At 69.6% G+C, this 22,021-nt stretch carries 18 protein-coding genes; 13 read left to right on the top strand and 5 right to left on the bottom strand.

Annotated features, from left to right (window positions below; translation table 11 throughout):
- Position 1 precedes the first annotated feature (1 nt).
- Positions 2-1,105: an alpha/beta hydrolase gene (locus tag VFZ09_RS20290; RefSeq protein WP_329729271.1), complete on the bottom strand. Its 1,104-nt coding sequence runs from the start codon at positions 1,103-1,105 to the stop codon at positions 2-4.
- Positions 1,106-1,283: 178 nt separating this feature from the next.
- Between VFZ09_RS20290 and VFZ09_RS20285 the strand changes: the two genes are divergently transcribed.
- The 6 genes from VFZ09_RS20285 to VFZ09_RS20260 all read left to right on the top strand — a co-directional run bounded on the left by VFZ09_RS20285 (position 1,284) and on the right by VFZ09_RS20260 (position 10,106).
- Positions 1,284-2,894: a hypothetical protein gene (locus VFZ09_RS20285; RefSeq protein WP_329729270.1), complete on the top strand. Its 1,611-nt coding sequence runs from the start codon at positions 1,284-1,286 to the stop codon at positions 2,892-2,894.
- On the top strand, positions 2,891-3,586 hold the full coding sequence (locus VFZ09_RS20280) for an ABC transporter ATP-binding protein (RefSeq protein ID WP_329729269.1): 696 nt from the start codon (positions 2,891-2,893) through the stop codon (positions 3,584-3,586). The genes VFZ09_RS20285 and VFZ09_RS20280 overlap by 4 nt, the downstream gene beginning before the upstream one ends.
- A complete protein-coding gene (locus VFZ09_RS20275; RefSeq protein WP_329729268.1) occupies positions 3,583-4,866 on the top strand; it encodes an ABC transporter permease in 1,284 nt (427 codons plus the stop codon). Before VFZ09_RS20280 ends, VFZ09_RS20275 begins: the two co-directional genes overlap by 4 nt.
- Positions 4,863-5,660 (top strand): hypothetical protein, encoded by a 798-nt coding sequence (locus tag VFZ09_RS20270; RefSeq protein ID WP_329729267.1) that lies wholly within the window; start codon positions 4,863-4,865, stop codon positions 5,658-5,660. Before VFZ09_RS20275 ends, VFZ09_RS20270 begins: the two co-directional genes overlap by 4 nt.
- A gap of 101 nt (positions 5,661-5,761) precedes the next feature.
- Entirely contained in the window at positions 5,762-8,278 is a 2,517-nt protein-coding gene (locus VFZ09_RS20265; RefSeq protein WP_329729266.1) for a serine/threonine protein kinase, read from the top strand.
- A 73-nt stretch (positions 8,279-8,351) separates the two neighbouring features.
- On the top strand, positions 8,352-10,106 hold the full coding sequence (locus tag VFZ09_RS20260; RefSeq protein WP_329729265.1) for an ATP-binding protein: 1,755 nt from the start codon (positions 8,352-8,354) through the stop codon (positions 10,104-10,106).
- Positions 10,107-10,176: 70 nt separating this feature from the next.
- On the opposite strand, the gene VFZ09_RS20255 is transcribed toward VFZ09_RS20260, so the two are convergent.
- The gene (locus tag VFZ09_RS20255; RefSeq protein WP_329729264.1) at positions 10,177-10,719 is read right to left on the bottom strand and encodes a hypothetical protein; all 543 of its coding nucleotides are present in this window, start codon (positions 10,717-10,719) and stop codon (positions 10,177-10,179) included.
- Between the two features lie 97 nt (positions 10,720-10,816).
- On the opposite strand from VFZ09_RS20255, the gene VFZ09_RS20250 reads away from it, so the two are divergent.
- From VFZ09_RS20250 to VFZ09_RS20225, 6 genes are read left to right on the top strand one after another with little or no spacing between them, the layout of a single operon-like run.
- Complete coding sequence (locus VFZ09_RS20250) at positions 10,817-11,659, top strand: TadE family protein (protein ID WP_329729263.1); 843 nt, start codon at positions 10,817-10,819, stop codon at positions 11,657-11,659.
- A gap of 40 nt (positions 11,660-11,699) precedes the next feature.
- Complete coding sequence (locus VFZ09_RS20245; protein WP_329729262.1) at positions 11,700-13,349, top strand: hypothetical protein; 1,650 nt, start codon at positions 11,700-11,702, stop codon at positions 13,347-13,349.
- Positions 13,346-14,509: a hypothetical protein gene (locus VFZ09_RS20240; protein ID WP_329729261.1), complete on the top strand. Its 1,164-nt coding sequence runs from the start codon at positions 13,346-13,348 to the stop codon at positions 14,507-14,509. Before VFZ09_RS20245 ends, VFZ09_RS20240 begins: the two co-directional genes overlap by 4 nt.
- Entirely contained in the window at positions 14,506-15,438 is a 933-nt protein-coding gene (locus VFZ09_RS20235) for a hypothetical protein (protein ID WP_329729260.1), read from the top strand. The genes VFZ09_RS20240 and VFZ09_RS20235 overlap by 4 nt, the downstream gene beginning before the upstream one ends.
- Before the next feature lie 11 nt (positions 15,439-15,449).
- Positions 15,450-15,818, top strand: a complete 369-nt coding sequence (locus VFZ09_RS20230) for a hypothetical protein (RefSeq protein WP_329729259.1) — start codon at positions 15,450-15,452, stop codon at positions 15,816-15,818.
- Positions 15,805-16,035, top strand: a complete 231-nt coding sequence (locus VFZ09_RS20225) for a hypothetical protein (RefSeq protein WP_329729258.1) — start codon at positions 15,805-15,807, stop codon at positions 16,033-16,035. Before VFZ09_RS20230 ends, VFZ09_RS20225 begins: the two co-directional genes overlap by 14 nt.
- Before the next feature lie 82 nt (positions 16,036-16,117).
- Here VFZ09_RS20225 and VFZ09_RS20220 read toward each other — a convergent pair whose 3' ends face one another.
- The 3 genes from VFZ09_RS20220 to VFZ09_RS20210 form a co-directional block, all read right to left on the bottom strand.
- Positions 16,118-18,106, bottom strand: coding sequence for a LysM peptidoglycan-binding domain-containing protein (locus VFZ09_RS20220; protein ID WP_329729257.1), 1,989 nt, complete (start codon positions 18,104-18,106; stop codon positions 16,118-16,120).
- 148 nt (positions 18,107-18,254) lie between these two features.
- The gene (locus VFZ09_RS20215; RefSeq protein ID WP_329729256.1) at positions 18,255-19,805 is read right to left on the bottom strand and encodes a multiheme c-type cytochrome; all 1,551 of its coding nucleotides are present in this window, start codon (positions 19,803-19,805) and stop codon (positions 18,255-18,257) included.
- Between the two features lie 4 nt (positions 19,806-19,809).
- Positions 19,810-20,193 carry a response regulator gene (locus tag VFZ09_RS20210; RefSeq protein ID WP_047859801.1) on the bottom strand — a complete coding sequence of 128 codons (384 nt, stop codon included), beginning with the start codon at positions 20,191-20,193 and terminating at the stop codon, positions 19,810-19,812.
- 170 nt (positions 20,194-20,363) lie between these two features.
- Between VFZ09_RS20210 and VFZ09_RS20205 the strand changes: the two genes are divergently transcribed.
- On the top strand, positions 20,364-21,995 hold the full coding sequence (locus VFZ09_RS20205) for a mechanosensitive ion channel family protein (protein WP_329729255.1): 1,632 nt from the start codon (positions 20,364-20,366) through the stop codon (positions 21,993-21,995).
- Positions 21,996-22,021 lie beyond the last annotated feature (26 nt).

Here is a 22,021-nt window from a genome sequence, read left to right as displayed (position 1 = left end):
CTCAGTACACGGTGCTCTGCCAGGGGAAGAGGTACGTGAGCGGGATGTTGAGCCGGGCCGCCCAGGCGGACTCGGTGTGTCCCGCGCCCTGGGCCACGTAATAGTACAGGTCGTTGCCCTGCACGTACCCGTCCGCCACCAGTGCGTCCCGCATCCGCGTCGTCTCGGTGAGTCCGTCGCTGCTCGTCCCCGCGTCGATGTAGAACTTCACCGCCACCTTCGTGGTCGAGGCCTCCACCTGCTGCGTCAGCGCCTGGTTGTTCCACCAGAAGGAGCTCGACATCGCCGCCAGCTTCCCGAAGACGGCCGGGTTGCGCCGCCCGACGTAGAACGACACCAGCCCGCCCAAGGACGAGCCGATCAACGCCGTGTTCGTCTTCGTCGCCAGCGTCCGGTAGTTCTGGTCGATGAACGGCTTCACCGTGTCGAGGATGAAGCGCTCGTGCTTGTCCGCGCCTCCGCCGCCGTACTGGGGATCGCAGCAGGGGGTGTACTCGTAGATGCGGTTGTTCCCGCCGTGGTCGATGCCCACGATGATGACCTCGTCCATCGAGCCGTTGCCGATGAGCGAGTTGGCCGTCTCGTCCATGCGCCACTCGACGCCGTAGGTGGCCCGGGCGGCATCGAAGAGGTTCTGCCCGTCGTGCGCGTACAGCACCGGGTAGCGCTTGAGCGGGTTCTCCGAGTAGCTCGGGGGCAGGTAGAGGGTGAGTGTCCGCGAGTTGCCGAACTGCGGCGAGTAGAAGTTGGAGACGGACTGCAGCCGGCCCGAGGCGGGGCCGAAGAACGGGTAGATGTCCACCGTGGCGCCGGCCTTGATGCGGTAGTTGGCGCCGGTGGACCAGGTGGCGTCGTTGATGAGGGGCTTCACCTCCACGTCACCCACGGTGTTGGCCCAGGACAGCGTCCAGATGTTGCCCGGGGTCCACGTGGCATTCGTGCCGGTGGTCCACGACAGGGGCGCCTTGCTGCCCCGGATGCTGATGCGGTTGCCGTAGCCAACGTCGTAGAAGACCCGGACGGTGGTGGCCTCGGCCGCCGTGCTCATGGCCAGCAGCAACATCGCGGCCAGCAGGCCGGTTCTGCGGGTGAAGGAATCGGACATGGGGGTGCTCGCCTTCTCGTGGGGATTGCCGCCTCTGGACTCGCCGGTCCGCGGGTTGATCACCCACTCTCCCAGTGCGCTTCCAGGTAGGGCAAGGTCCCCCCCCCAGACGGCCGTGCCAAAGCTTCCGCAGGAAGAATTTGACTCCGGGCCCGGGGCCGTCTGCACTCCCGTTCCTATGCTCCGCCGCGCCTCGCCCTGGCTCCTGCTCGTCCTGCTCGTGTTCGCCGGCTGTTCCCGTTGCGGCGACAAGCAGGGCACCCAGGGAGTGAAGACGAACAACCCCGCCCGCTTCCTCCCCCGTGGCGCCCAGGCCGCCCTCGTCGTCCCCGACCTTGGCACCTTCGGCGAGCGGCTCGCCCGCTTCCAGAACCTCAAGCTGGCCAACTTCGTCGCCCAGCTCCAGAACGCCGCGTCCGCCGAGGCCTACGTCTCCGCCATCATGCGTCAGGTGGGCGTGGACCTGCGCAGCCGCCAGGCCATGGAGGCCGCCGGCCTCGCTCCGGGCCGGGGCGCGGGTGCGGCCCTGCTCGGTGGCGACCAGGCCTTCACCGTGCTCGGCGTGAAGGACGAGAAGACCCTCCGGGACACCTTCTCCAAGCTCGCCCGGGACCGGCTCGGTGCCTCGGAGACCGCCGAGCAGAAGGTGGCCGGCGGCACGCTCGTCACCTTCACCCGGCCCGGCGCGCAGCAGCCCGCGCTGGGGCTCCTCTTCACCGGCGACTACGCCCTGCTGGGCGCGGGCGCCATGGTGTCCCAGCTCTCCGGCTACGCCACGCTGCCCGTGGAGAAGTCGCTCGTCGAGGAGCCGCTCCTCAATGCGTCTCTCAAGAGGCTGCCCGCCGAGCGCGACTTCTACGCCTTCCTCCCCGGTGGCACGGGCTTCCTCGTCCCGGCCGGCACCACCCAGGCCGTGACCCTGGCGGGCTCGCTCGGCGAGCGCGCGGTGACGCTGCGCATGGACACGCCGTGGCCGGACACGCAGGCCTCGCTCGCCGCGCTCGTGCCGCAGCAGGCCACGGACCTGACCGGCTACCTCCCGGAGGACAGCTTCCTCGTGGCCCGTTACCGGGGAGACCCCGCGCAGCTCGGCGGCGTCTGGCCCTACCTCGTCGGCCCCTATGTCACCCGCGCGGTGCAGGAGAGCGGCTTCGACCTGAAGGGCGAGGTGCTGGACAAGCTGAAGCCCGGCCTCGTCGCGGGCGTGTCCCTGGCGCCCACCGCGCAGTTCGCGGCGGGCGTGCCGTCGTTGGACCTGCGGCGCACCAACCCCTTCCGCTTCGTGCACCTGGTGGTGGTGGGGGAGGGGAAGGACCCGGCGGCCCTCGCCTCCACGCTGGAGAAGGTGCCGCCCATCGCCCAGCGCTTCGGCGCCGAGGTGAAGCCCTCGGACGTCGGCGGCCAGCGCGTCTACCTCACCTCGTACCGGCAGGGCGAGGGCGCGCACTTCGCCTCGGTGGGCGACAAGGTGGTGCTCGCCGCGCCGCAGTCGCGCCTCGAGGCGGCGCTCACGAAGCTCAAGGGCCCCCCGGGCACCAGCCCCCTGGCCGAGGACCTGCGCCCGGCGCTCCAGGGTCCGGTGCTGGGGGCGGTGTTGGACCTGCGGCGCCTCGCCGATGCGGTGAAGGCGCTTCCCTCCGAGGCCTGGGGCATTGGCGGCTTCGCCATCAAGGCGACCACGGTGCGCTGGTTGGACGCCACGGATGACCTCCGCGCGGTCACGCTGGGCCTCTCCGAGAAGGAGAAGGCCCTGCAGGCCGAGCTCACCCTCTGGTTGGCACCCCATTGATACGCGCACGCGACATCGTCAAACAGTACCGGGACGGAGATGGCACCGAGGTGCGCGTCCTGGATGGGCTCTCGCTCGACGTGGCGGACGGTGACTTCGTCGCCGTGGTGGGCCCGTCCGGCAGTGGCAAGTCCACGCTGCTGCACCTGCTGGGCGGCCTGGACGTGCACTACCAGGGCGACGTGGAGGTGGCCGGTGTCAAGCTGTCCGGCCTGAAGGACAAGGAGCTCGCGCGCTTCCGCAACCAGCACGTGGGCTTCGTCTTCCAGTCCTTCCACCTCATCCCCAACCTGTCCGCGGTGGAGAACGTGCTGATGCCCTCGCACTTCGGCCCCGCCTCCCCCGAGGCCCGCAAGCGCGCCGAGGCCCTGCTCGACCGGGTGGGGCTGCTGGCCAAGAAGGACCGCGCCCCGGTGCGGCTCTCCGGCGGCGAGCGGCAGCGCGTGGCCATCGCCCGGGCCCTCTTCACCGGCCCCCGGCTGCTCCTGTGTGACGAGCCCACCGGCAACCTCGATGCCGCCACGGGCGCGGGCGTCATCACGCTTTTCCAGGAGCTGAACCGCGAGGGCATCACCCTGCTCGCCGTCACCCACGAGGACCGCATGAGCACGGCGGCCCGGCGGGTGCTGCGCCTCAAGGAGGGCCGGCTCGTCGAGGAGTCCCGGCCCGCGCTGGCGGGAGGTGTGTCATGAGGCTGGCGGCGCTGTCCCAACTGGTGCGGTTGAGCCTCGCGCGCGAGCGGCGGGGCGCGTTCTTCTCCGCCTTCGGCGTGGCCATGGGCGTGGGGGCGCTCGTCTTCTTCGTGGGCCTGGGCCTGGGCGTGGGCCGCGTCATCCGCGAGCGCATCTTCCCCAACGACGCGCGGCTGGTGGACGTGGTGCCTCCCGCGGTGTCGCTCGGCTCGTTCCTCGGGGGTGGCAAGCTGGACGCCACCATGGTGGAGCGGCTCCAGGCGCTGCCCGGCGTGGAGAAGCTCTACCGGAAGATGAGCGTGCGCGCCCCCGCGGCGAGCCTCTACAACGGTGACTTCTTCGGCCGGAAGATGCGCATGGGCATGGACGTCCTCGCGGTGGGCGTGGAGCCCGGCCTCGTCGAGGGCGACGTGCAGCTCGGCAAGTTCGTGGACCCGGGGCCGGGCCAGCCGCTGCCGGGCCTCATCTCCACGCGGCTGTTGGAGATCTACAACAACACCTTCGCCCCGGCCCGCAAGCTGCCCACGCTCACCCCGAGCCTGCTCGTGGGCTTCACCCTGCCGGTGGACTTCAACCGCTCCTACGTGACCGCGCCGCTGCCCGACGTCGCCGTCATCTCGGCCCAGGTGCAGGTGGTGGGCGCGTCGGACCGGGCGCTGCTCGCGGGCGTCACCATCCCCCTGGACGCCGCCATCCGCCTCAACCGCGAGATGGGCCAGGACGCGGAGACGTACTCCGGCATCACCCTGGTGGCCACCAGCCCCGGCGCGGTGCCCGGCATCATGGCGGCGGTGCGGGAGATGGGCCTGGAGATCGACGACCAGGAGCGGCGGCTCGCCGAGAACGTGGGCGCCGCCGTCACGCTCACCACGTCCGCGCTGGCGCTGCTGTCCATCCTCATCTGCGTGCTCGCGGCGGTGAACATCGCCCATGCGTTGAGCGCCTCGGTGCGCGCGCGGGCCAAGGAGATCGGCGTCATGCAGGCGGTGGGCGCCTCGCGCTCGGACGTGCGCAACATCGTCCTGGCCGAGGCCGGGGTGGTGGGCGTGGCCGGTGGTTTCCTGGGCACCGTCGTCGCGCTCCTGCTGGCGCTGCTCATCGACCGGCTCGCCGTCTCCTACCTGCCGCGGTTCCCCTTCAAGCCCGAGAGCTTCTTCTCCTTCCCCTGGTACGTGGTGGTGGGGGGGGTGGGGCTCGGGTTGCTGGCCGCGGTGGCCGGCGCCTGGTTCCCCAGCCACAGGGCCGCGGCCACGGACCCCGCACGCACGCTCGCCGGATGACGCGGCCCTCCCTCAAGACGCTCCTCGGCAACGCCGCCTCCGGGGGCGCCCTCGCGTGGCTCTACGGGAGCGACCTGCTGGCTGCCTCGCGGGCCCGGAGCGCCGAGGTGTCCGCCTTCCTGGAGCTGCCCCCGCTGGTGTGGCCCGCCGGGGTGCTCGCCGCCACCGTGGGCGTGGTGGGCGTCGTCCTCTGGGGGCTGGTGCGCGGCAGGAGCGAGGACTTCAAGGGCTACCGGCTGCTGCCCATCCTCCTGCTGTGCGCCCTCTTCGTGGACCTGGTGCGGGCCGAGAACCGGGTGCCGCTGCGCTCCGAGGAAATCTCTCTCCTGGTGCTCGGCCAGTTCGAGGAGAAGGCCGAGGCGCTGTCCGATGGGCGCACCGTCCCGTCGGACCCGGCGGTGCTCCAGCCGCTGCTGGCGGACCTCGAGCCACCTCCGTACCTCGTCCGGGGACAGCGCGCGGCGGCCTGGTCGCTCCAGGTGCGTCCGGGGTGCGAGGGGCCCGTCCGGGAGGCGCCGGGCCTCGCGGTGGGGACGCTCATCTACTGCGTGGCCCCGGACCGGAAGACGGCCTGGGTCTCCCTGGTCGCCCTGCCAGCGGGCGAGCGCTTCGGGCTCCCCGCGGTGCTGTCCGTGGACGGCCAGCCGCACGTGGCGATCGTGCAACCCACACCGCCGGAGGAGGACGCAGGAGAGCCGCTCGCTCTCCCGCTGGCTCCTTCTTCCGAGGAGGAACCCACTGTGTCCCCCGAGACAATGGATGCCGGGGCCTTGGCCCCGGCCCCCACTCCCTGAGGTTGACCTGGGACGTTCTGCGGGTGGGGGACGGCGCGCGGTTGACCCTATGGAGGCGCGGTCGATAGGCTCGGCTCTCAAACACCGAGCCACGCACCCACGTGACGACCACTCAACCGAAGCGGCAGCCCATCCCGTTTGGGAAATATCTCCTCCTGGACCGCATCAACATCGGCGGCATGGCGGAGGTGTGGCGCGGAAAGATGTTCGGCGCGGGAGGTTTCGAGCGCCTCGTCGCCATCAAGCGCATCCTCCCGAACATCGCCGAGGACGATGAATTCATCTCGATGTTCATCGACGAGGCGAAGATCAGCGTCCAGCTGAACCACGCCAACATCGCGCAGATCTACGAGCTGGGGCAGATCACCAACAGCTACTTCATCGCGATGGAGTACATCCCTGGCCGGGACATGCGGGCCATCTTCGACCGCTGCCGGAAGAAGGGCGAGCCCGCGCCGGTGCCGCTGGTGGCCTACGTGGTCTCCAAGATGTGCGAGGGCCTGGACTACGCCCACCGCAAGAAGACCAACCAGGGCCAGGACCTCAACATCGTCCACCGCGACATCTCGCCGCAGAACATCCTCATTTCCTTCGAGGGCGAGGTCAAGGTCATCGACTTCGGCATCGCGAAGGCGGCGGGCAAGGCCACCAAGACGCAGGCCGGCATCCTCAAGGGCAAGTTCGGCTACATGAGCCCGGAGCAGATCCGCGGCCTGCCGCTGGACCGGCGCAGCGACATCTTCGCCATCGGCGTGTGCCTCTACGAGATGCTCACCGGTGAGCGGCTCTTCGTGGGTGACAGCGACTTCAGCGTGCTGGAGAAGGTGCGCAAGGCCGAGGTGGCCCCGCCCTCCACGTACAACCGGCGCATCCCCGAGGCGCTGGAGAAGATCGTCCTCAAGGCGCTCGCGCGCGACGTGGACGAGCGCTACCAGTACGCCAACGAGCTGGGGGACGATCTGCAGCGCTTCCTGCTGACGTCGGACTCCATCTTCGGGCGCAAGGACCTCATGCAGTACATGAAGTCCACCTTCGCCGAGGACGTGGAGCGCGAGAAGCAGCGGCTGCAGGAGTACGCGGACATCAAGCCCCCGGAGGGGATGCTGGCCGCCATCGAGATGGGCTTCGGCGGAACTCCCTCGGCGCCGCAGGTGCAGGTGCCGGCCAGCGCGCCGGTGCCGAGCCAGCCGCCCGTGTCGCCGCCGATGCCCGCCAACCCCTCGCAGGGGGGCGTGCGCCGGGCCCCCACGCTGGGCGCCATGCCCAAGCTGACGGCGCCCGCGCCCACGGCGCCCCCGGTGCCGGACGAGGAGGAGTCCGGCGCGACCATGGTGGTCAGCAGCCCCGATTACCTCGCGGAGCCCACCACGCAGCCGGGCCTCGTGGGCCCCGGGCGCACGGTGACGCCGGTGGAGGTGCCGCGCCCGCCCGTCATCGACGAGCAGCCCGCCCAGCGCATGGCGGCCATGCGGCCGCCAGGCCTGGCGGCCCCGCCCCGGCCGTCCATTCCGACGCTCGCGCCCGCCCCGCCGTCCGCGGAGAGCACCACCGTGGCCCGTCAGGGCCGCAACACGATGGATGGGCTGCGCGCCGTGCGGCCGGAGCCTCCCGTGTCCGAGCCGTCCATCGTGCCGAGGGCCTCGCTGGCGGCCACGCCGGCGGTGGCGGCTCCCCGGTCCCCCGTGGCGCCGCCTCCTCCCCTCCTGGAGGAGCCCGATTCCCAGGACGCCATGGAGCTCACGCCGGCCACTCCGCTGCGAGCGGCCGCCGCTGCCCAGCGCTCCGTTCCGGCCGCGGCTCCCACGGCTCCGGCGCTGACTGCCGTGGCCGCTCCCGCGCAAGCTCCGGCGAAGGCGGGACGCAACCTCATGCCGCTCATCGCGGGGCTCGCCGTCCTGCTGCTCGTGCTGGCGGGAGTGGCGGGCTTCCTCATGTCCCGGCCGCCGCCCATGGGCTACGTGCTCGTGAACGTGCCTCCCGAGGTGAAGGGGCCGATCCGGGTGAGCTTCGGTGGCCAGGAGCTGGACACGTCCAAGCTGCCCGTGCTGCAGGAGGTGAAGGCCGGCCCCGCCCTGGTGATGGTGACCGCCGAGGGCTACCACCCCTACACGCAGCAGGTGGTGATCGCCGAGGGCATGACGCCCACGCAGGTGACCGCGAAGCTCGAGTGCCAGGTGCAGGTGGCGCGCGTGATGATCGTCACCCAGCCGCCGGACGCGGAGCTGAAGGTGGACGGCAAGGTGGTGCGCGAGAAGGGCAGCAGCTCCACGTACTTCGGCGAGCTGACCGCGGGCACCGAGGTGCTGGTGGAGGCCAGTGCCCCGGGCTACCTGCCCAAGCAGCAGCGCGTCACCCCGGAGGCGGGCGACAAGCCCACGGACGTGCAGTTCAAGCTCGAGGCGGATGGCTTCGAGGTGGACGTGGCGTCCACGCCGTCGGGAGCGGCCATCGTCGCGGGTGGCAAGGAACTCGGCACGACGCCCAAGCGGGTGCGGCTGGCCAACGGCGTGAAGCAGGTGAGCCTCAAGCTGCGTTGCCACGACGACGTGGACGTGGACGTGGCTCCTGGCGCGGGCGAGGTGAAGAAGCGGCTGAAGAAGCAGCGCGGCTGCAAGTAGCGAGGTAAAGAGAGGCGCCCGCCCGGAGAGGGGCGGGCGTGCGCGCCCCGTCCGGGGCGGGAGGGGTGTGTCGGTGTCCAAGTCACGCAAGGCCGAGGCGGCGGATCCACTCTCGGGGCTGCCCGGTTGGGCCCAGAAGCTGGCCCAGAAGTACTACACGAAGACCGTCAGCACCTTCCTGCTCTACGGAGCGGTGAGGGACCTTCAGCCCACCACCCAGGAGGATGGCAGCCGGAGCTTCGGCACCCTGCGCACCTTCCTGTCCGAGGAGCTCTTCGGCGGGCGCGACCACGTCATCTTCTATGACCGCTCGTCGGGCATCCGCTCCGCGTCCGCGGAGACGCAGAAGGACTTCCAGCGGACCATGGCGGGCTACGACGCGCTCTACGGCACGGACTACGCCAAGAGCCTGCCGAGGGACCCGGCGCGGGCGCTCCAGATCCTGGAGAACTTCCTGCGGATGCGCCTGAGCGAGGGCAAGTCGCTGGCGCTCATCATCGACTTCGCCGAGACGCTGGTGCCGGGCGGGGAGATGAGCCACCTGTCGGCGGAGGACCGGTTCGTCCTGGCCACGCTGGAGAAGTGGGCGCACGACCCGCAGTTCCTCGGCGGAGACGCGTCGGTGGTGCTGCTGGCGGAGAACCTGGCGGACGTGTCCCAGCGCCTGTCGCGCAACCCGTACGTGGCGGCCATCGAGCTGCCCCTGCCCACCGAGGAGGAGCGGCTGGAGTACGTGCGCTACAAGCTGGAGGGCAAGAAGCTGGCGGCGGTGTCGGACGTGCCGCTGGCGGGCCTGGCGAAGATGACGGCCGGCCTCTCCCGCATCAACCTGGACCGCGTGCTCACCGAGGCCCTCGAGCGCGACGTGCGCATCACCACGGATCTGCTCAAGGAGAAGAAGAAGGAGCTCATCCAGGCCGAGTGCCACGGTCTGCTCGAGTTCATCGAGCCGGTGCACACGCTGGACGCGGTGGCGGGCCACGGCAAGGCCAAGGACATGCTGCGCCACGCGGCCAACGCCCTGAAGAAGGGGCGCATCGAGGTGATGCCCATGGGCTACCTCGTCAGCGGCCCGGTGGGTACCGGCAAGACGTTCATGGTGTCCTGCTTCGCCGGGGAGATTGGCATCCCGGTGGTGAAGTTCCTCAACTTCCGCAGCCAGTGGCAGGGCGTCACCGAGTCCAACCTGGAGAAGATCTTCAACCTGCTCAAGGCCCTGTGGCCCGTGGCGGTGATGGTGGACGAGGCGGACACCTTCCTGGGCAACCGTGACTCGGGCGGGGACTCGGGGACGAGCAGCCGCATCTTCGGCTCCATCGCCTCGTTCATGGGCAACACGGTGTACCGCGGGAAGATCGTCTGGTTCCTGCTGACGGCGCGGCCGGACCTGCTGCCCATCGACCTGAAGCGGCAGGGCCGCGCCGAGGAGCACCTGGCGCTCTTCTATCCGGAGACGGAAGCGGAGCGGGAGGAGCTCTTCAAGGTGATGCAGAAGAAGACGGGCCTGAAGCTGGAGGTGACGTCCATTTCGGAGCTGATTCCCACGGGGACGCGGCAGCTGAGCGGCGCGGACATGGAGGCGGTGCTGGTGCGCACGCGCTTCCGGGCGCTGGCGCAGGGGCGCGAGCAGGCGACGGTGGAGGACCTCAAGGCCGTCTTCGAGGACTTCGTGCCGCCGAGCTACCCGCTGGAGATCGAGCTGCAGAACCTGGTGGCGGTGCAGGAGTGCACCAGCCGCGAGCTGCTGCCCGAGAGCTTCCGCCGGTTGGACCGGGACCACGTCACCCGGCGCATCCGCGAGCTGAAGATGCTGCTCGAGGAGGGGTGAGCAGGGCCGGGAGGCGAGGGGCGCTCGGCCGGACTCCTGGCGAGCGCCCCACCTGCCGGGCAGGCGGCCGCTACTGCGGCTTGAAGTCGAGCGACAGATCGACCGTGCCGGTGTAGCCCGCGCCCGCGGGGGCCGCGTACCGGATCTGCGCCTTACCGCCGAACCACTGGTAGAGCGTGTTGCCGTTGCCCGCGCTCTGCCCGCCAGGCACCGAGTCGATCGTCAGCGACACCAAGCCGAGGCTCTCGCCCCCGAGGCCCTGTTGCAGGGTGTATTGCCGGTCATTGCTCGAGTAGACCGAGCCGAGGGCCTGCGAGATGGCGGTCCCGGTGAGGGTGCCCGTCTTGGGCTCACCCGTGAGGGTGATGAGAATGTTGTCGTTGCTCTGGACGGTCCCGCTGCCGGGCGCGGGGTCGATCTGGAGGTTGTACTGGAGCTGCCCGCTGGCCAGCCGGGTGGCCTCCAGGCTGCAGAAGCTGACACGGCCCGTCAGCGCCCCGCTGTAGGTACCCGTACAGACCGTGTTGCCATTGCCGCCGCCGTCGTTCGGGTCGCCGCAGGCCGCGAGCGATAACGCCAGCACTGCTCCCAGGTTCCGCCACATCTCTCTCATTTTCGTTCTTCCTCCGGGTTGCACCCTACCGCAGAGCCCGTGCGGCAAGTTGACCGATAGTGTGGGGGGCTCTCCCGCTCCTAATGTGCGCGGTGCCATGGCCTTTGTCACTCGTCGCCATCCCCGTGGAGAATCAGGTCAGGTCGCAGTGGAAACTGCCCTGATCATTCCACTCTTCATGTTCCTGATTCTCGGAATCCTACAACTCGGGATGATTGCCCAGACCCGGGTGATGGCGAAGTACGCCGTGTACCGGGCGGCGCGCGTGGGGGCCATGAACCACGCCAGCGTGGATGCGATGGAGGCCGCGGCCATCTTCCATCTGCTGCCCGTGCTCGTCAGCAGCTCCGAGACCATCCTGCCCACCAGCAGCACCAGCGACATCCTCACCAAGTACAACCGGATGATGGCGGAGAACCGGGCCAGCGGAATGGGGGGGGCCAAGATGGTGGAGATCGTCATCTGTGGGCCCACCCTGGGGGAGCTGCGCGGCACCGGCTCGACGCCACTGCCGGCGGCCACCCAGCGCGCGTTGCACGGCCTCGGTAGCAACAACGAGGTGGACTTCGATGATCCGCAGGTGCAACTGCCCACCGGCTTCGACGCCCAGACGGGTGAGGGCATGCGGCGCTACAACCGCATGCGCCTGCGCGTTCAGCTGCAGCTGCTCTACCGGATGCCCATCCCCTTCGCCAACTGGATCATGACCCGGACGTATCTGGGGCTCTCCCTGCCGTCGGTGCTGATGATGACGGACAAGGACGCGCCGCCGACCGTGACCAAGTCGGGTGCCCAGTTCACCGCGGTCCGCAATCTGGCCAACCGCCGCATCTACACGCTGCCCATCAACGTCAGCTACGCCATGCGGATGCAGAGCAACCTGTTCCTCAACCGATTCAAACTGCCCGAAGAAAACAAGTGCATCCACTACACGCCTTGAGCGGGGGCGGGTTCCCCGGATGCGGCATGACGAGGTTTCCATGATGAAGTTGCTTCGAGCTCAGTCACGAGGCCCCGGCTCCGGGGCCATGCGCTCGCGCGGCCAGGCGATGATCCTGGGCGTGGTGACCCTTCTGGTCCTGGCGCTGGTGGTGTTCATCACCATCAACGTGACGGTGTCGGTGCAGCAGAAGATCCGGCTGCAGAACTACGCGGATGCCAAGGCCTTCTCCCTGGCCGTGGCCGAGGCTCGCGCCCTCAACCACTTCGCGTACACCAACAGGGCCATCGCCTCGGCCTACGTGGGCATGGCCAACGTGCACGCGTACATGTCCGAGGCGGCCATGCTGGTGGACCTGAAGCTGTCCGCGGCGGGCGTGATGAGTCAGATCGCCGCGCAGGAGCGCTCGCTGTGCTACTGCTGCTGCTCGCCCTTCGGGTGCGCGCCCTGCTGCTTCACCCACTGCATCCACTCGTTCGAGGCGAGCATCAACGCCGTGGGCCTGACGATCGATTGGATCAGCGGGCGGATGGGCCAGCGCATCCGCCAGTTGGACCAGCCGGCGCAGCAGCTCATGCGCGCCCTGGACGCCCACGTCACCCTGCTGAGCGGCTCGCAGACGGCGGTGCGGGTGGGCATGACGTCCACGTTGATGTCGGGCAGCCTCGGCTCCCTCAAGGACGACAACATGGCGAAGGCCTCGTCCGTCACGAAGGACGAGGACATGGTGAACGCCTTCAACGTCGCCCAGTGGAACAAGATCTTCTACACCAACACCCAGCTCAAGCGGCGCATCATGGCCGAGACGGTGAACGCCTCCCGTCAGGACTTCGCGTGGAACCGCAAGGGCTCTCCGGCCATCCAGGCGGTGCTCTTCCCGCAGCTCAACCAGCTCGTCCGGGCCTCGCTGTGGATGGGGCCGCAGGGCAACTGGCTCGTCTCCCAGGTGCCGGACACCGGCTTCATGGCGGGCGGCCGCACGGGTGCGACGGACGGCAACTTCCCGGGGCAGACGGGCGGCATGGTCTTCATGGCGCGCGACAGCGCGGCGTCGTCCACCCAGGGCCAGAGCATGAGCTCGTATGACTGGGGCACGCTCAACGGCCAGTGGCGGCACGGCGCCGGAATGGGGCCGCTGCCGGCCATGGGCCCCATGGGCCCCGGTGAGCTGGTGAGTGGCCAGTCCGCGCGCCACCGGGCGGACCTGGGCATGCTGGACTTCTTCAACCGGCCGCACTCGGGCAGCCAGCACTCCTCTCCCCAGATGCGGATGGAGCGCTTCACGGAGTTCAACATCGGCACCAGCGCTCCGTTCAATCAGCCCGCGGTCTTCGCCGCGGTCACCACGGACGCCCGCGTCAACGAGTACGGCATCCGCGGCCCCTATGAGGTGGCCAAGAACGGCACCGGGACGGTCCGCATCAAGAACACGGGCTCCCAGGATGCCGTGCTGACGCTCACCAACAACGAGCCCATGCACGCCTTCTCCAAGGCCCAGGTCTACTACCACCGCATCGGCGACTGGTCCGACTACCCCAACCTCTTCAATCCCTATTGGCGGGCCAAGCTCCACCCGCTGACGGCTCAGGATCTGGCGTCGCTCACGAGCGTCGACTCGGACGCGGCCGTGGTGGTGGGCGGCGCGAGGGCCGTGCCCAATAGCGGCGGAAAGGGAGTGAACGTCCAATGAGCAGCCTCTCCTCACGGTGGGCCCTCGCGGGCTCCAGGCGCCGGCGCGGTGCCGCGCTGACCGAGACCGCGCTGTTGATGATCGTCCTCATCCCGCTGTTGCTCTACGCCCTGTTCCTCATCGACGCGGCGTTCATGAAGCTGGATCTCCAGGAGACGGTCGTGTCGGGCCTGTGGGACTTCTCCGTCCGCAACTCCGAGTCCGGTTCCCGGGACGAGGACTTCGGCCAGATTCAGCGCGCCGTGCGCGCCACGTACTCGGACCACACCTCCGCCATCGATGATGGCGCGGAGGTGAACAACCCGGGCTACGGCGAGGTCGAGCGCATCCGGGGCAACCACAACCACCAGAAGCACCACAAGATCTACTTCGCCGCCCAGTACACGTTCCGCTTCGACGCGAACGTGGGGCCGGACACCCAGTTCCAGTGCACGCTGTCGGGGGACTCGGGCGTGACCAGTGATCCCACCGGCCTGATGTCCGCGTTCGCCAGTTCCGGATACAACGTGGGCGGCCAGGTACGGTGCAACGCCACGGGCTACATCTACAACTACCTCATCCCGGAGAAGCTCTTCACGGAGTTCACCGACGTGAAGATGTCCAACCTGACCAAGCGTCAGAACAACTCGGACTCGCACGAGTTCCAGGGCCGGGGTGGCAACATCGTGGCCCACGAGACGGGCTCGCTCATCTACCACACGTGGGCGCTGCGCAACGGCGCGGCTTCCGGCAGGCTCGCGGATGCGGACATCGGCGCGCGCCCCAACGCGATGGCCGATCCGGGCAACGTGGATGGTCCCTTCTATGATCGCGTGACGTTCCACTACACGAACTCGCCGACCTACGCGGCGGTGGCGGGGGCCTCGGGCGCCTTCACGGCGCGGGCCGCGTCGCAGCGCATCCTGACGGCCATCACCGCGGGGGCGAGCACCCGGAGTGTGACGGGTCTGCCCAACATGGCGGGTGTGTTCCTCATCTCCCGCTACAGGGCGCAGAGCCCGGGACAGCGGCAACAGTCCGCGGGTTTCGGCTTCGGCGGAGGCCAGGGCTTCCAGTCCACGCCCTACCGCAACGTCAACAACAACTACGTGAACGCCGCCAGCAACCGGGGCGTGCACTACATGGGCTGCCGTCAGGAGGAGAGGGATCGGTGTCCTTGAGAAGCGTCGTTGTCACCGCCGCCCTGGTCTGGGCGGCCCCCGCCCTGGCCGGCCAGGGTCCGAAAGAGTCCGTGGCCCAGGCGCTCTCCGAGGCCAGGCCGGCGCAGTCGTCCTCCGCCGCTGGGGGCTCGTGCTGCGGTGGCTCGGGCGGCTCGTGTGGCGCGGCGGCGCAGCCTGGGGAGGATCCCCTCGCCGTGCACCGGGCCAATGGGCACGACCCCTACGCCTCGGAGGAGAGCTGGCGGACGTTCGTGCGTGAGGTGATGTCCCAGGGCCCGCTCCCGGAGACGGAGCCGGCGGACGCGGATCTCTTCGGCTTCGGTGTGTACCGCGGCGTGCGTCCCGAGCCCATGGGCAGCCAGCTCGTCAACGGCGCGCGGATGGAGATCGCCTCGCTCATCGTCGAGGAGCCTCCGCGGGTGGTGACGAAGTTCTACCTGCAGTCCCTGGAGGACATGGGGATCGCGCCGATCCAGGGCCAGGTGGATGAAGTGCCCGGGATGACGTACCTGAGCTTCCGGCCGCCGGGCAGCAAGAACCTGAAGACGATCACCCTGGTCCCCCATGGCGAGGGCACGGTCATCCTGGCCTCGGTGGGCAACCCGGAGGAGTTGATCCAAGGGCGTTCCACCTTGCCGGACGGCGTGCCGCTGCCGCCCAAGGCGGAGCTGCCCTCGGCCATCCAGCAGCTCGAGCCTGGCATGTCCTCGCGCAGCACCTTCTTCCTGGTGCGGGAGAGCTCGGTGGAGAACGTCCAGTCCTTCTACCGCAAGGAGCTGCTCCAGCGCGGCTTCGTCGCCGTGTCGGTGAAGGATGGGCTGCCCGGGATGGAGAGCTACCAGAAGGGCAACTCCCTGCTGGCCATTTCCGCCCAGGCCCATACGGATCCCGCCACGGTGGCTGTAGGCTTGATGTGGCTCGATCAATGAGAGGAAAAGCCGTGTTCGTCCCTACCTTGCGTTCCGTGACCCTGGGAGTGTTGCTCGCCGCGGGACTGGCCTCCGCCCAGGCCCCCAAGAAGAAGAAGGAGGCCGCGCCTCAGCCTCCCAAACCCCTTGTCACCAAGGCTCCGCAGACGTGCGCGGATCAGTGTGAGATCATCGACAAGGTGTGCGCGGATCCCTGCAAGGACATCAAGAACAACCCGGATGCGAAGCAGGCCTGCGAGGCCAACTGCAAGCAGATGGCCGATGCCTGCAACGGGAGCTGCAAGTCCAAGGGGAAGCTGGACGCCCAGTACATGATGGAGAACATCAAGCCGCCCAAGGCTCCCCCGGGTGTGAAGGTGAAGAACGATGAGGACCACTGAAGCGGGTGAGGCGAAGTGCGTGGAGCGTGCCGGGCGGCGAGGCCTCTTGGGCTGGCGGCGCCGGCGCGGTCAGGCGATGGTCGAATACTCGGCCGTCGTTTTCGTCCTGGCGCTGGGCGGAGGCGCGAGCATCATCACGGTTCTTCCGATGCTGATGGGCGCCCTCAACCGCTACCTGCAGGGCCTGTATTACATGATCAACCTGGCCGTGCCCTGAGGCGAGGCAAGGCCGAGGCCATGGCGCACGGTGTGGCCATGCGCCCCGGGCTCCGCCTGGCGGCCGGGGCCGGGCAGGGGCCCTACGGGGCCTTCACCACGAGCCGCAGACCGGTGGGCAGGCGCGTGGTGTCCTTGATGTTGTTCCACCGCTTGATGTCTTCCACCGTCACGCCGTAGCGCTGGGCGACGCTCCAGATGGACTCGCCCGCGGCCAGCTCGTGCACGGCGCCGGGGCGGCCCGCGTTGGCGGCCGGGGCGCGCTGGGCGATGACGGTGCCCGCGCGCTCCACCACCTGCTTGGGCGCGCTGTCCGGCCACACGTACAGCACCGAGCCCACCTTCAGGGCCTTCTTGCTGGCGCGCACCGAGAGGTTGTTCCACTTGCGCATGTCCTCCACGTTCACCTGGAAGCGCTGGGCGATGGCCCACAGGCTGTCCCCCGACTGCACGCCGTAGGTGATGCGTTTGCGGCCGTTGAGGCTCTCCGTCTTGATGGGGCCGGTGGCCACGGGGCCGCGCGGCGTGCCGGCGGGCACCTCGTCCTCGGGACGCATCACCGTCACGCCGCTGCGCCGGGCCTGCGCCACCTTGCGCGCCAGCGCGCTGTCCGCGTCCGCCTTGGCCCCACGCCCGGCCGGCACCGGAACCACCAGCTCCGCCCCCAGCCTCAGCGTCCGCACGCTCTTGAGCTGGTTCATCTGCAGGATGGCCTCGGGCGCCGTGCCGTAGGTGAGGGCGATCTGCGACAGCGTGTCGCCGCGCTTCACCCTGTGGACGCGGAAGGTGAGCCGATCCTTGGGCGCGATGCGGGGGAAGTTCTCCGCGAAGCGCGGGGCCGTGCCCTGGGGCAGGCGCAGCACGTAGGGGTTCTTCGCGCTCGCCGGCGGGGTGCACCAGCGCCGCAGCTCGGGGTTGAGCTCCTGGATGTCCGTCACGGACACCCCCGCCGCCCGGGCGATGACGTCCAGGTCCGTGGCGTCGGTGATCTTCACCTCGTCGAAGCGGAGCGCCTGCTCGTAGACGAACTCGTCCTCGGAGAAGCCGAAGGCCGCCGGGTGCTTGGCGATGAGCGCCGCGGCGATGAGCTTGGGCACGTAGTGCTTCGTCTCCGTGGCCAGCCCCTTCTCGGCGGAGATGACCCAGAAGTCATCCGTCCCGTGGCGCTCCACCAGCCGGCGCACCCGGCCGCTGCCGGTGTTGTAGCCGGCCCACGCCAGGTACCAGTGGCCCAGCTCCTTGTAGAGGTCCTTCAGGTAGCGCGCGGCCGCGTAGGTGGCCTTGATGGGATCCCTGCGCTCGTCCACCCAGAAGTCCTGGTGCAGCCCGTACTGGCGGCCGGTGCTGGAGATGAACTGCCAGGGGCCCGAGGCGTGCGCCCACGAGTAGGCGGTGGGGGAGAAGCCGCTCTCGATCATCGCCAGGTACACCGTGTCGCGCGGCAGCCCCTGGGCCTCGAGGATGGGCTGCATCACCGGCAGGTAGCGCGTGGAGCGGCTCACCCACTTGCGGAACCACTTGCGGCCCGGGCCCTGGAAGAACTGGATGTACTGGGCCACCAGCGGCTGCATCTCCACCGGGATGTCGTACTTGGGCTGCACCCGCGCCACGTCGAAGCTGGACAGGTCGGTGATGAGGGGCAGCTCGCCCAGCTCCTCGTCCTCGCGGAAGGTGGGCTCCTCCAACGCGTCCAGCATGCGCTGGCGCAGCGGGTTGGCCAGGCCCAGCCGGCGCAGCGACTGGAGCACCTCGGCGTTGGGCCGGGCACCCGGGTCCAGCGTGGCGCCCTCCAGCGCCCGCATCTCCTCGAGCTCGGTGGACTCCTCCGTGGGCTCCTCGCCGTCGGCGGCCTCGGTGGACTCGTTGCGCAGGTCCTCCAGCACCTCGTCGGCGGACTGGACAGGGACTTCCGCCTCGGGCTCCTGGGCCCGGGCCGTGGCGGCCCCCGCCAGCAACTGCTTGTCCTGCGCGCCGAGCACCCGCATCCCGGGGGGCGGCGGAGGCATCGGCACCGCCTCCTTGGCGGGCGGGACGGACGAGAGGACCAGGAAGATCAGGCTGAAGGGCGGCATGGTCACCTGGGAGCCGGCTGCTGGAGGGGCCGGGTTGATGGGGGACTCGAGTGTTCGATGCTTTTCGCTTCACTCAAACAAGCATCCGGGCGGGCCATCTTCCCCTTGGATGGTGCCAACGGGAAGAAACACACCGCCTGGATGTGTTTCAAGGTTTCGGTTTCACTGCCGGTGGCTGGCCGTGGCCGGGACCGAGGATCTTCGGCACGTAGGTGGCGAAGTCGAAGTAGGGAGAGTTCTCCCGGTTGTGACAGGTGACGCACACGTCCTGCCCCGGGCGGGCGATGATGTTGGCGTCGGACGGGTCCTCGGCATGGAGCGAGCCCGGGCCGTGGCAGCTCTCGCAGCCCACGTTCTCGCGGCCGGCCACCTTGTCCAGGCGGCACACCCCGCCGGGCTTCTCCCAGCCGGTGACGTGGCAGCCGGTGCAGTTGAGGTGGAACTGCTTGCCCGCGTCCTCCAGCGACTTCCAGGCGTGGCTGTGCTTGGAGGACTCCCACAGCGGGAAGGACTCCGCGTGGCACTCGGCGCACGAGGCGTTGCCCACGAAGGCGGCCTGGCCCTTCTCCGGAGCCGGGCAGTCCTGGCCGTGTGCCCTGGCCCACTCGAGGTTCATCTTCCCCACGTCCGCGTCGTAGGCCGTCACCACCTTCAGGGCCTGGGGATCCGAGGGGAGGGTGGACTCCAGGGGGACGAAGCGCACCGAGAAGCTGTCGCCCTCGCCGGCCGCCGCCACTGGCGCGGTGAGCAGGGCCTGCCGGCGCGCCACCAGCTCCTGCACCTTCTGCTGCAGCAGCTGCTTGCGCTCCGGGGAGAGGCCCGGGAGGTTGATCTCCTTGTCCATGAGCGCCAGACGCCGCTCGAGGGAGGAGGCCTCGCGCTCGGTGTCCGCCGCCGTCTTCTGGAGGGTGAAGGGGCCCGGCTTCGCGCCGTAGGCCAGGTCCACGCGCAGCAGCGAGCGGCCCTTGCTCTGCAGCGCGACGACGGGCACGTCCCGCGCGGGCTTGTTCTCCTCGCCGTCGAACTCGGAGTCGGTGTGCGTGGCCACCACCAGGTCCACTCCCAGCTCCGGCGTGGCCGCGGCCTGCTGGGCCTGCTGCATGGTGCCGTGGAAGAGGCCCAGCACGAACTGGGCGCCCCCGGCACGGGCCCTGGCCGCGGCCTGCTTCAGCCCCGCCGCGTCCGCCGCACCCACCACGCCCACCTTGCGCGCCCCGGCGGCCAGCACCTTCACGCCGCCGGGCTCCAGCTCGGGCAGTCCCAGCCCCTGGCGGAAGGCGGCGCCGCGCGTGTCGTCCAGCTCACCCGCCGCGCGCACCACGAGGCCCATGTCCTTCATGGCCTCGGCGAGCGCCCGCGCCTTGCGCTCCTCCTGCGGCACCTGCTCCGGCTTCAGCTCCTTCTCTCCGAAGAGGCTGTCACCGCCGTCCACGTAGAGGACGGGCAGGGCGCCCTTGCGCGCCTCCTTCACCTGCGCCGCCGCGCGCGCGATGCCTCCGCGCATGTTCTCGCTGCAGCCGCAAGGGCCCAGGTAGCCGCGCACGTCCGCGGACACGAAGAGGATGGCTCCCGGCGCGTCCTCCCGGGCGGCGGTGTTTCCCTGCGAGGCGGCCGGTGGCTCGGCGGGACGGGACTCCTTGCTGCGCGAGCACCCTGAGAGCGCCGCCAGCAGGGCCAGTCCGGTGACGAGCCGCTTCACCGCTTCACCAGATGATGCTCTGTACCAGCTCGTCGATCTTCTCACCCATCTTCTCCAGTCCGTTCACCTTGGACAGGCTGCCGTCGGCGCCGACCTGCTCGGCCAGCTTGCTCAGCTCGTCATCCGGGAGGCTGGAGAAGAGGATGATGGGGATGTCCTGGGTGCCGTACTCGTTCTTCAGCGTCCGGCAGATGTCCGTGCCCTTGGCCTCGGGCATGTGGATGTCCGTGAGGATGAGGTCCGGCTTCCACGTCTGCAGGGTCTTCTCGAACTCCATCAACGTCGACGTGGCGATGACCTCGTAGCCGCGCGCTTCCAGCACGGCCTTCTCCATGGCGAGGGTGATCTCGCTGTCGTCGATGAGGAGGATCTTTCGCTTCTCTTGCACGGCAACCTCTTCCTGGGCGGCCTTTTCTAGCCCAGGGCTCCGATGACTCCAAGGCTTTCTCGTGGGGGTGGAATCCACCGGGGCACGAGTCGTCAGCTACCCTGGAGGACGAGCGGCCCGGCGGCACATTGGTGTTGCCCGGCGGGACGGGGGTGGGCACTAAGGCGGCCATGCGTCGCGCTCTGACTGGACTGTGCCTGGTGCTGTCCGTCCTCCTGCTGCCGAGGGCCTGGGCCCTCAACGCGGGCCTCGGGGAGCCCCCCTTGCTGGACCGGCAGACGCCCTATGCCGCCGCCCAGGGCTTCTCCGCCGCCGTGCACCGGGGGGACTACGAGCTGGCCGCGCACTACCTGGACCTGGACTTCATCCCCCCCGCCGAGCAGAAGGCCCGGGGCGCCGTGCTGGCCCGGCGGCTCAAGTTCGTCCTGGACCACAAGCTGCCCACCGCCCTGACCACCCTGAGCAAGGAGCCCCAGGGGGACGCGGAGGGCACCCGCTTCGACCAGATCGCCGTCCTCACCGTGGGCGAGGCCTCCTACCCCATCCGCCTGGCCCACGTCCCCGCCGCGGGTGGGCGGGTGTGGGTGTTCAGCGAGGCGACGGTGCGGGCGATTGATCCGCTCTACGAGGCGTACGGGCCGTCCACGCTGGGCGAGGTGCTGCCGCCGTGGTTCTTCGAGAAGCCGGTGCTGGGGATGGAGCTGTGGCAGTGGTTGGGCCTGGTGCTGACGGTGCTGGGGGCGGGGCTGCTGTGCGTGGTGCTGGAGAAGCTCTCCCTGAAGGTGCTGGGGCAGCTGGCGAAGTGGACGCGCAACGGCTGGGACGATGCGCTGGTGCCCGCGTGCAAGGGGCCCATGCGGCTGCTGTACTTCGCGCTGCTCGGGGCCCTGGGGGCGACGCTGCTGCTGTTGCCGCCCACGGCCCGGTTCCTGGCATCGCACCTCTTCACCACGCTGCTCATCGTGTCGGTGGCGTGGTTCATCCTGCGCTTCCTCCGGGTGACGGCGCAGTTCGTCCAGCAGTCGGTGACGAAGGAGGGCAAGGACGCCTCGCGAGCGCGCGGGCTGCACACCCAGCTGGCGGTGCTGCGCTCCGTGTTCGAGGCGGCCACCTACCTCATCGCGGCGGCGCTGCTGCTCATGCAGTTCGAGACGGTGCGCAACGTGGGCGTGTCGCTGCTGGCCTCGGCCGGTATCGCGGGCCTCGTCATCGGTCTGGCCGCGCAGAAGTCCATCTCCTCGCTGCTGGCCGGCATCCAGCTGTCCATCACCCAGCCCATCCGGATTGGAGACCAGGTGGTGGTGGAGAACGAGTTCGGCACGGTGGAGGAGATCACCCTCACGTACGTGGTGGTGAAGGTGTGGGACGAGCGGCGGCTGGTCATCCCCATTCCGCACTTCCTCGACAAGCCCTTCCAGAACTGGAGCAAGGGCGGGCAGAGCATGCTGGGCCCGGTGAAGCTGCTGGCGGACTTCTCGACGGACATGGACGCGCTGCGCGCGGAGCTGCGGCGCATCCTGGACACCGATGGCAAGGCGCTGTGGGACGGGAAGGTGGCCACCGTGGTGGTGGAGGACGTGCTGGACCGGACGCTGCAGGTGCGCGTGCTGTTGAGCGCCCACCCGTCCAACCTCTTCGACTTGAGGGCGCTGGTGCGCGAGAAGCTGATGGCGTACCTGCGCGCGCGGCCCGAGTGGCTGCCCACCACGCGCACCGAGTCCCGTCCGGCGGCCCCGCAGCCCGCCCCCGCCCCGGCGGGCGAGCAGGCTCCACCGGCTCCTCCCACCACGCCCCGGGCGTAGGACAGCGGACAGAGCGCCGGCTCCGC

Origin of the sequence: Archangium sp. (genome assembly GCF_036277355.1) — a bacterium.
In the GTDB taxonomy this organism is placed as follows: Bacteria; Myxococcota; Myxococcia; order Myxococcales; family Myxococcaceae; genus Archangium.
This window is presented reverse-complemented; position numbering and strand designations above follow the sequence as displayed.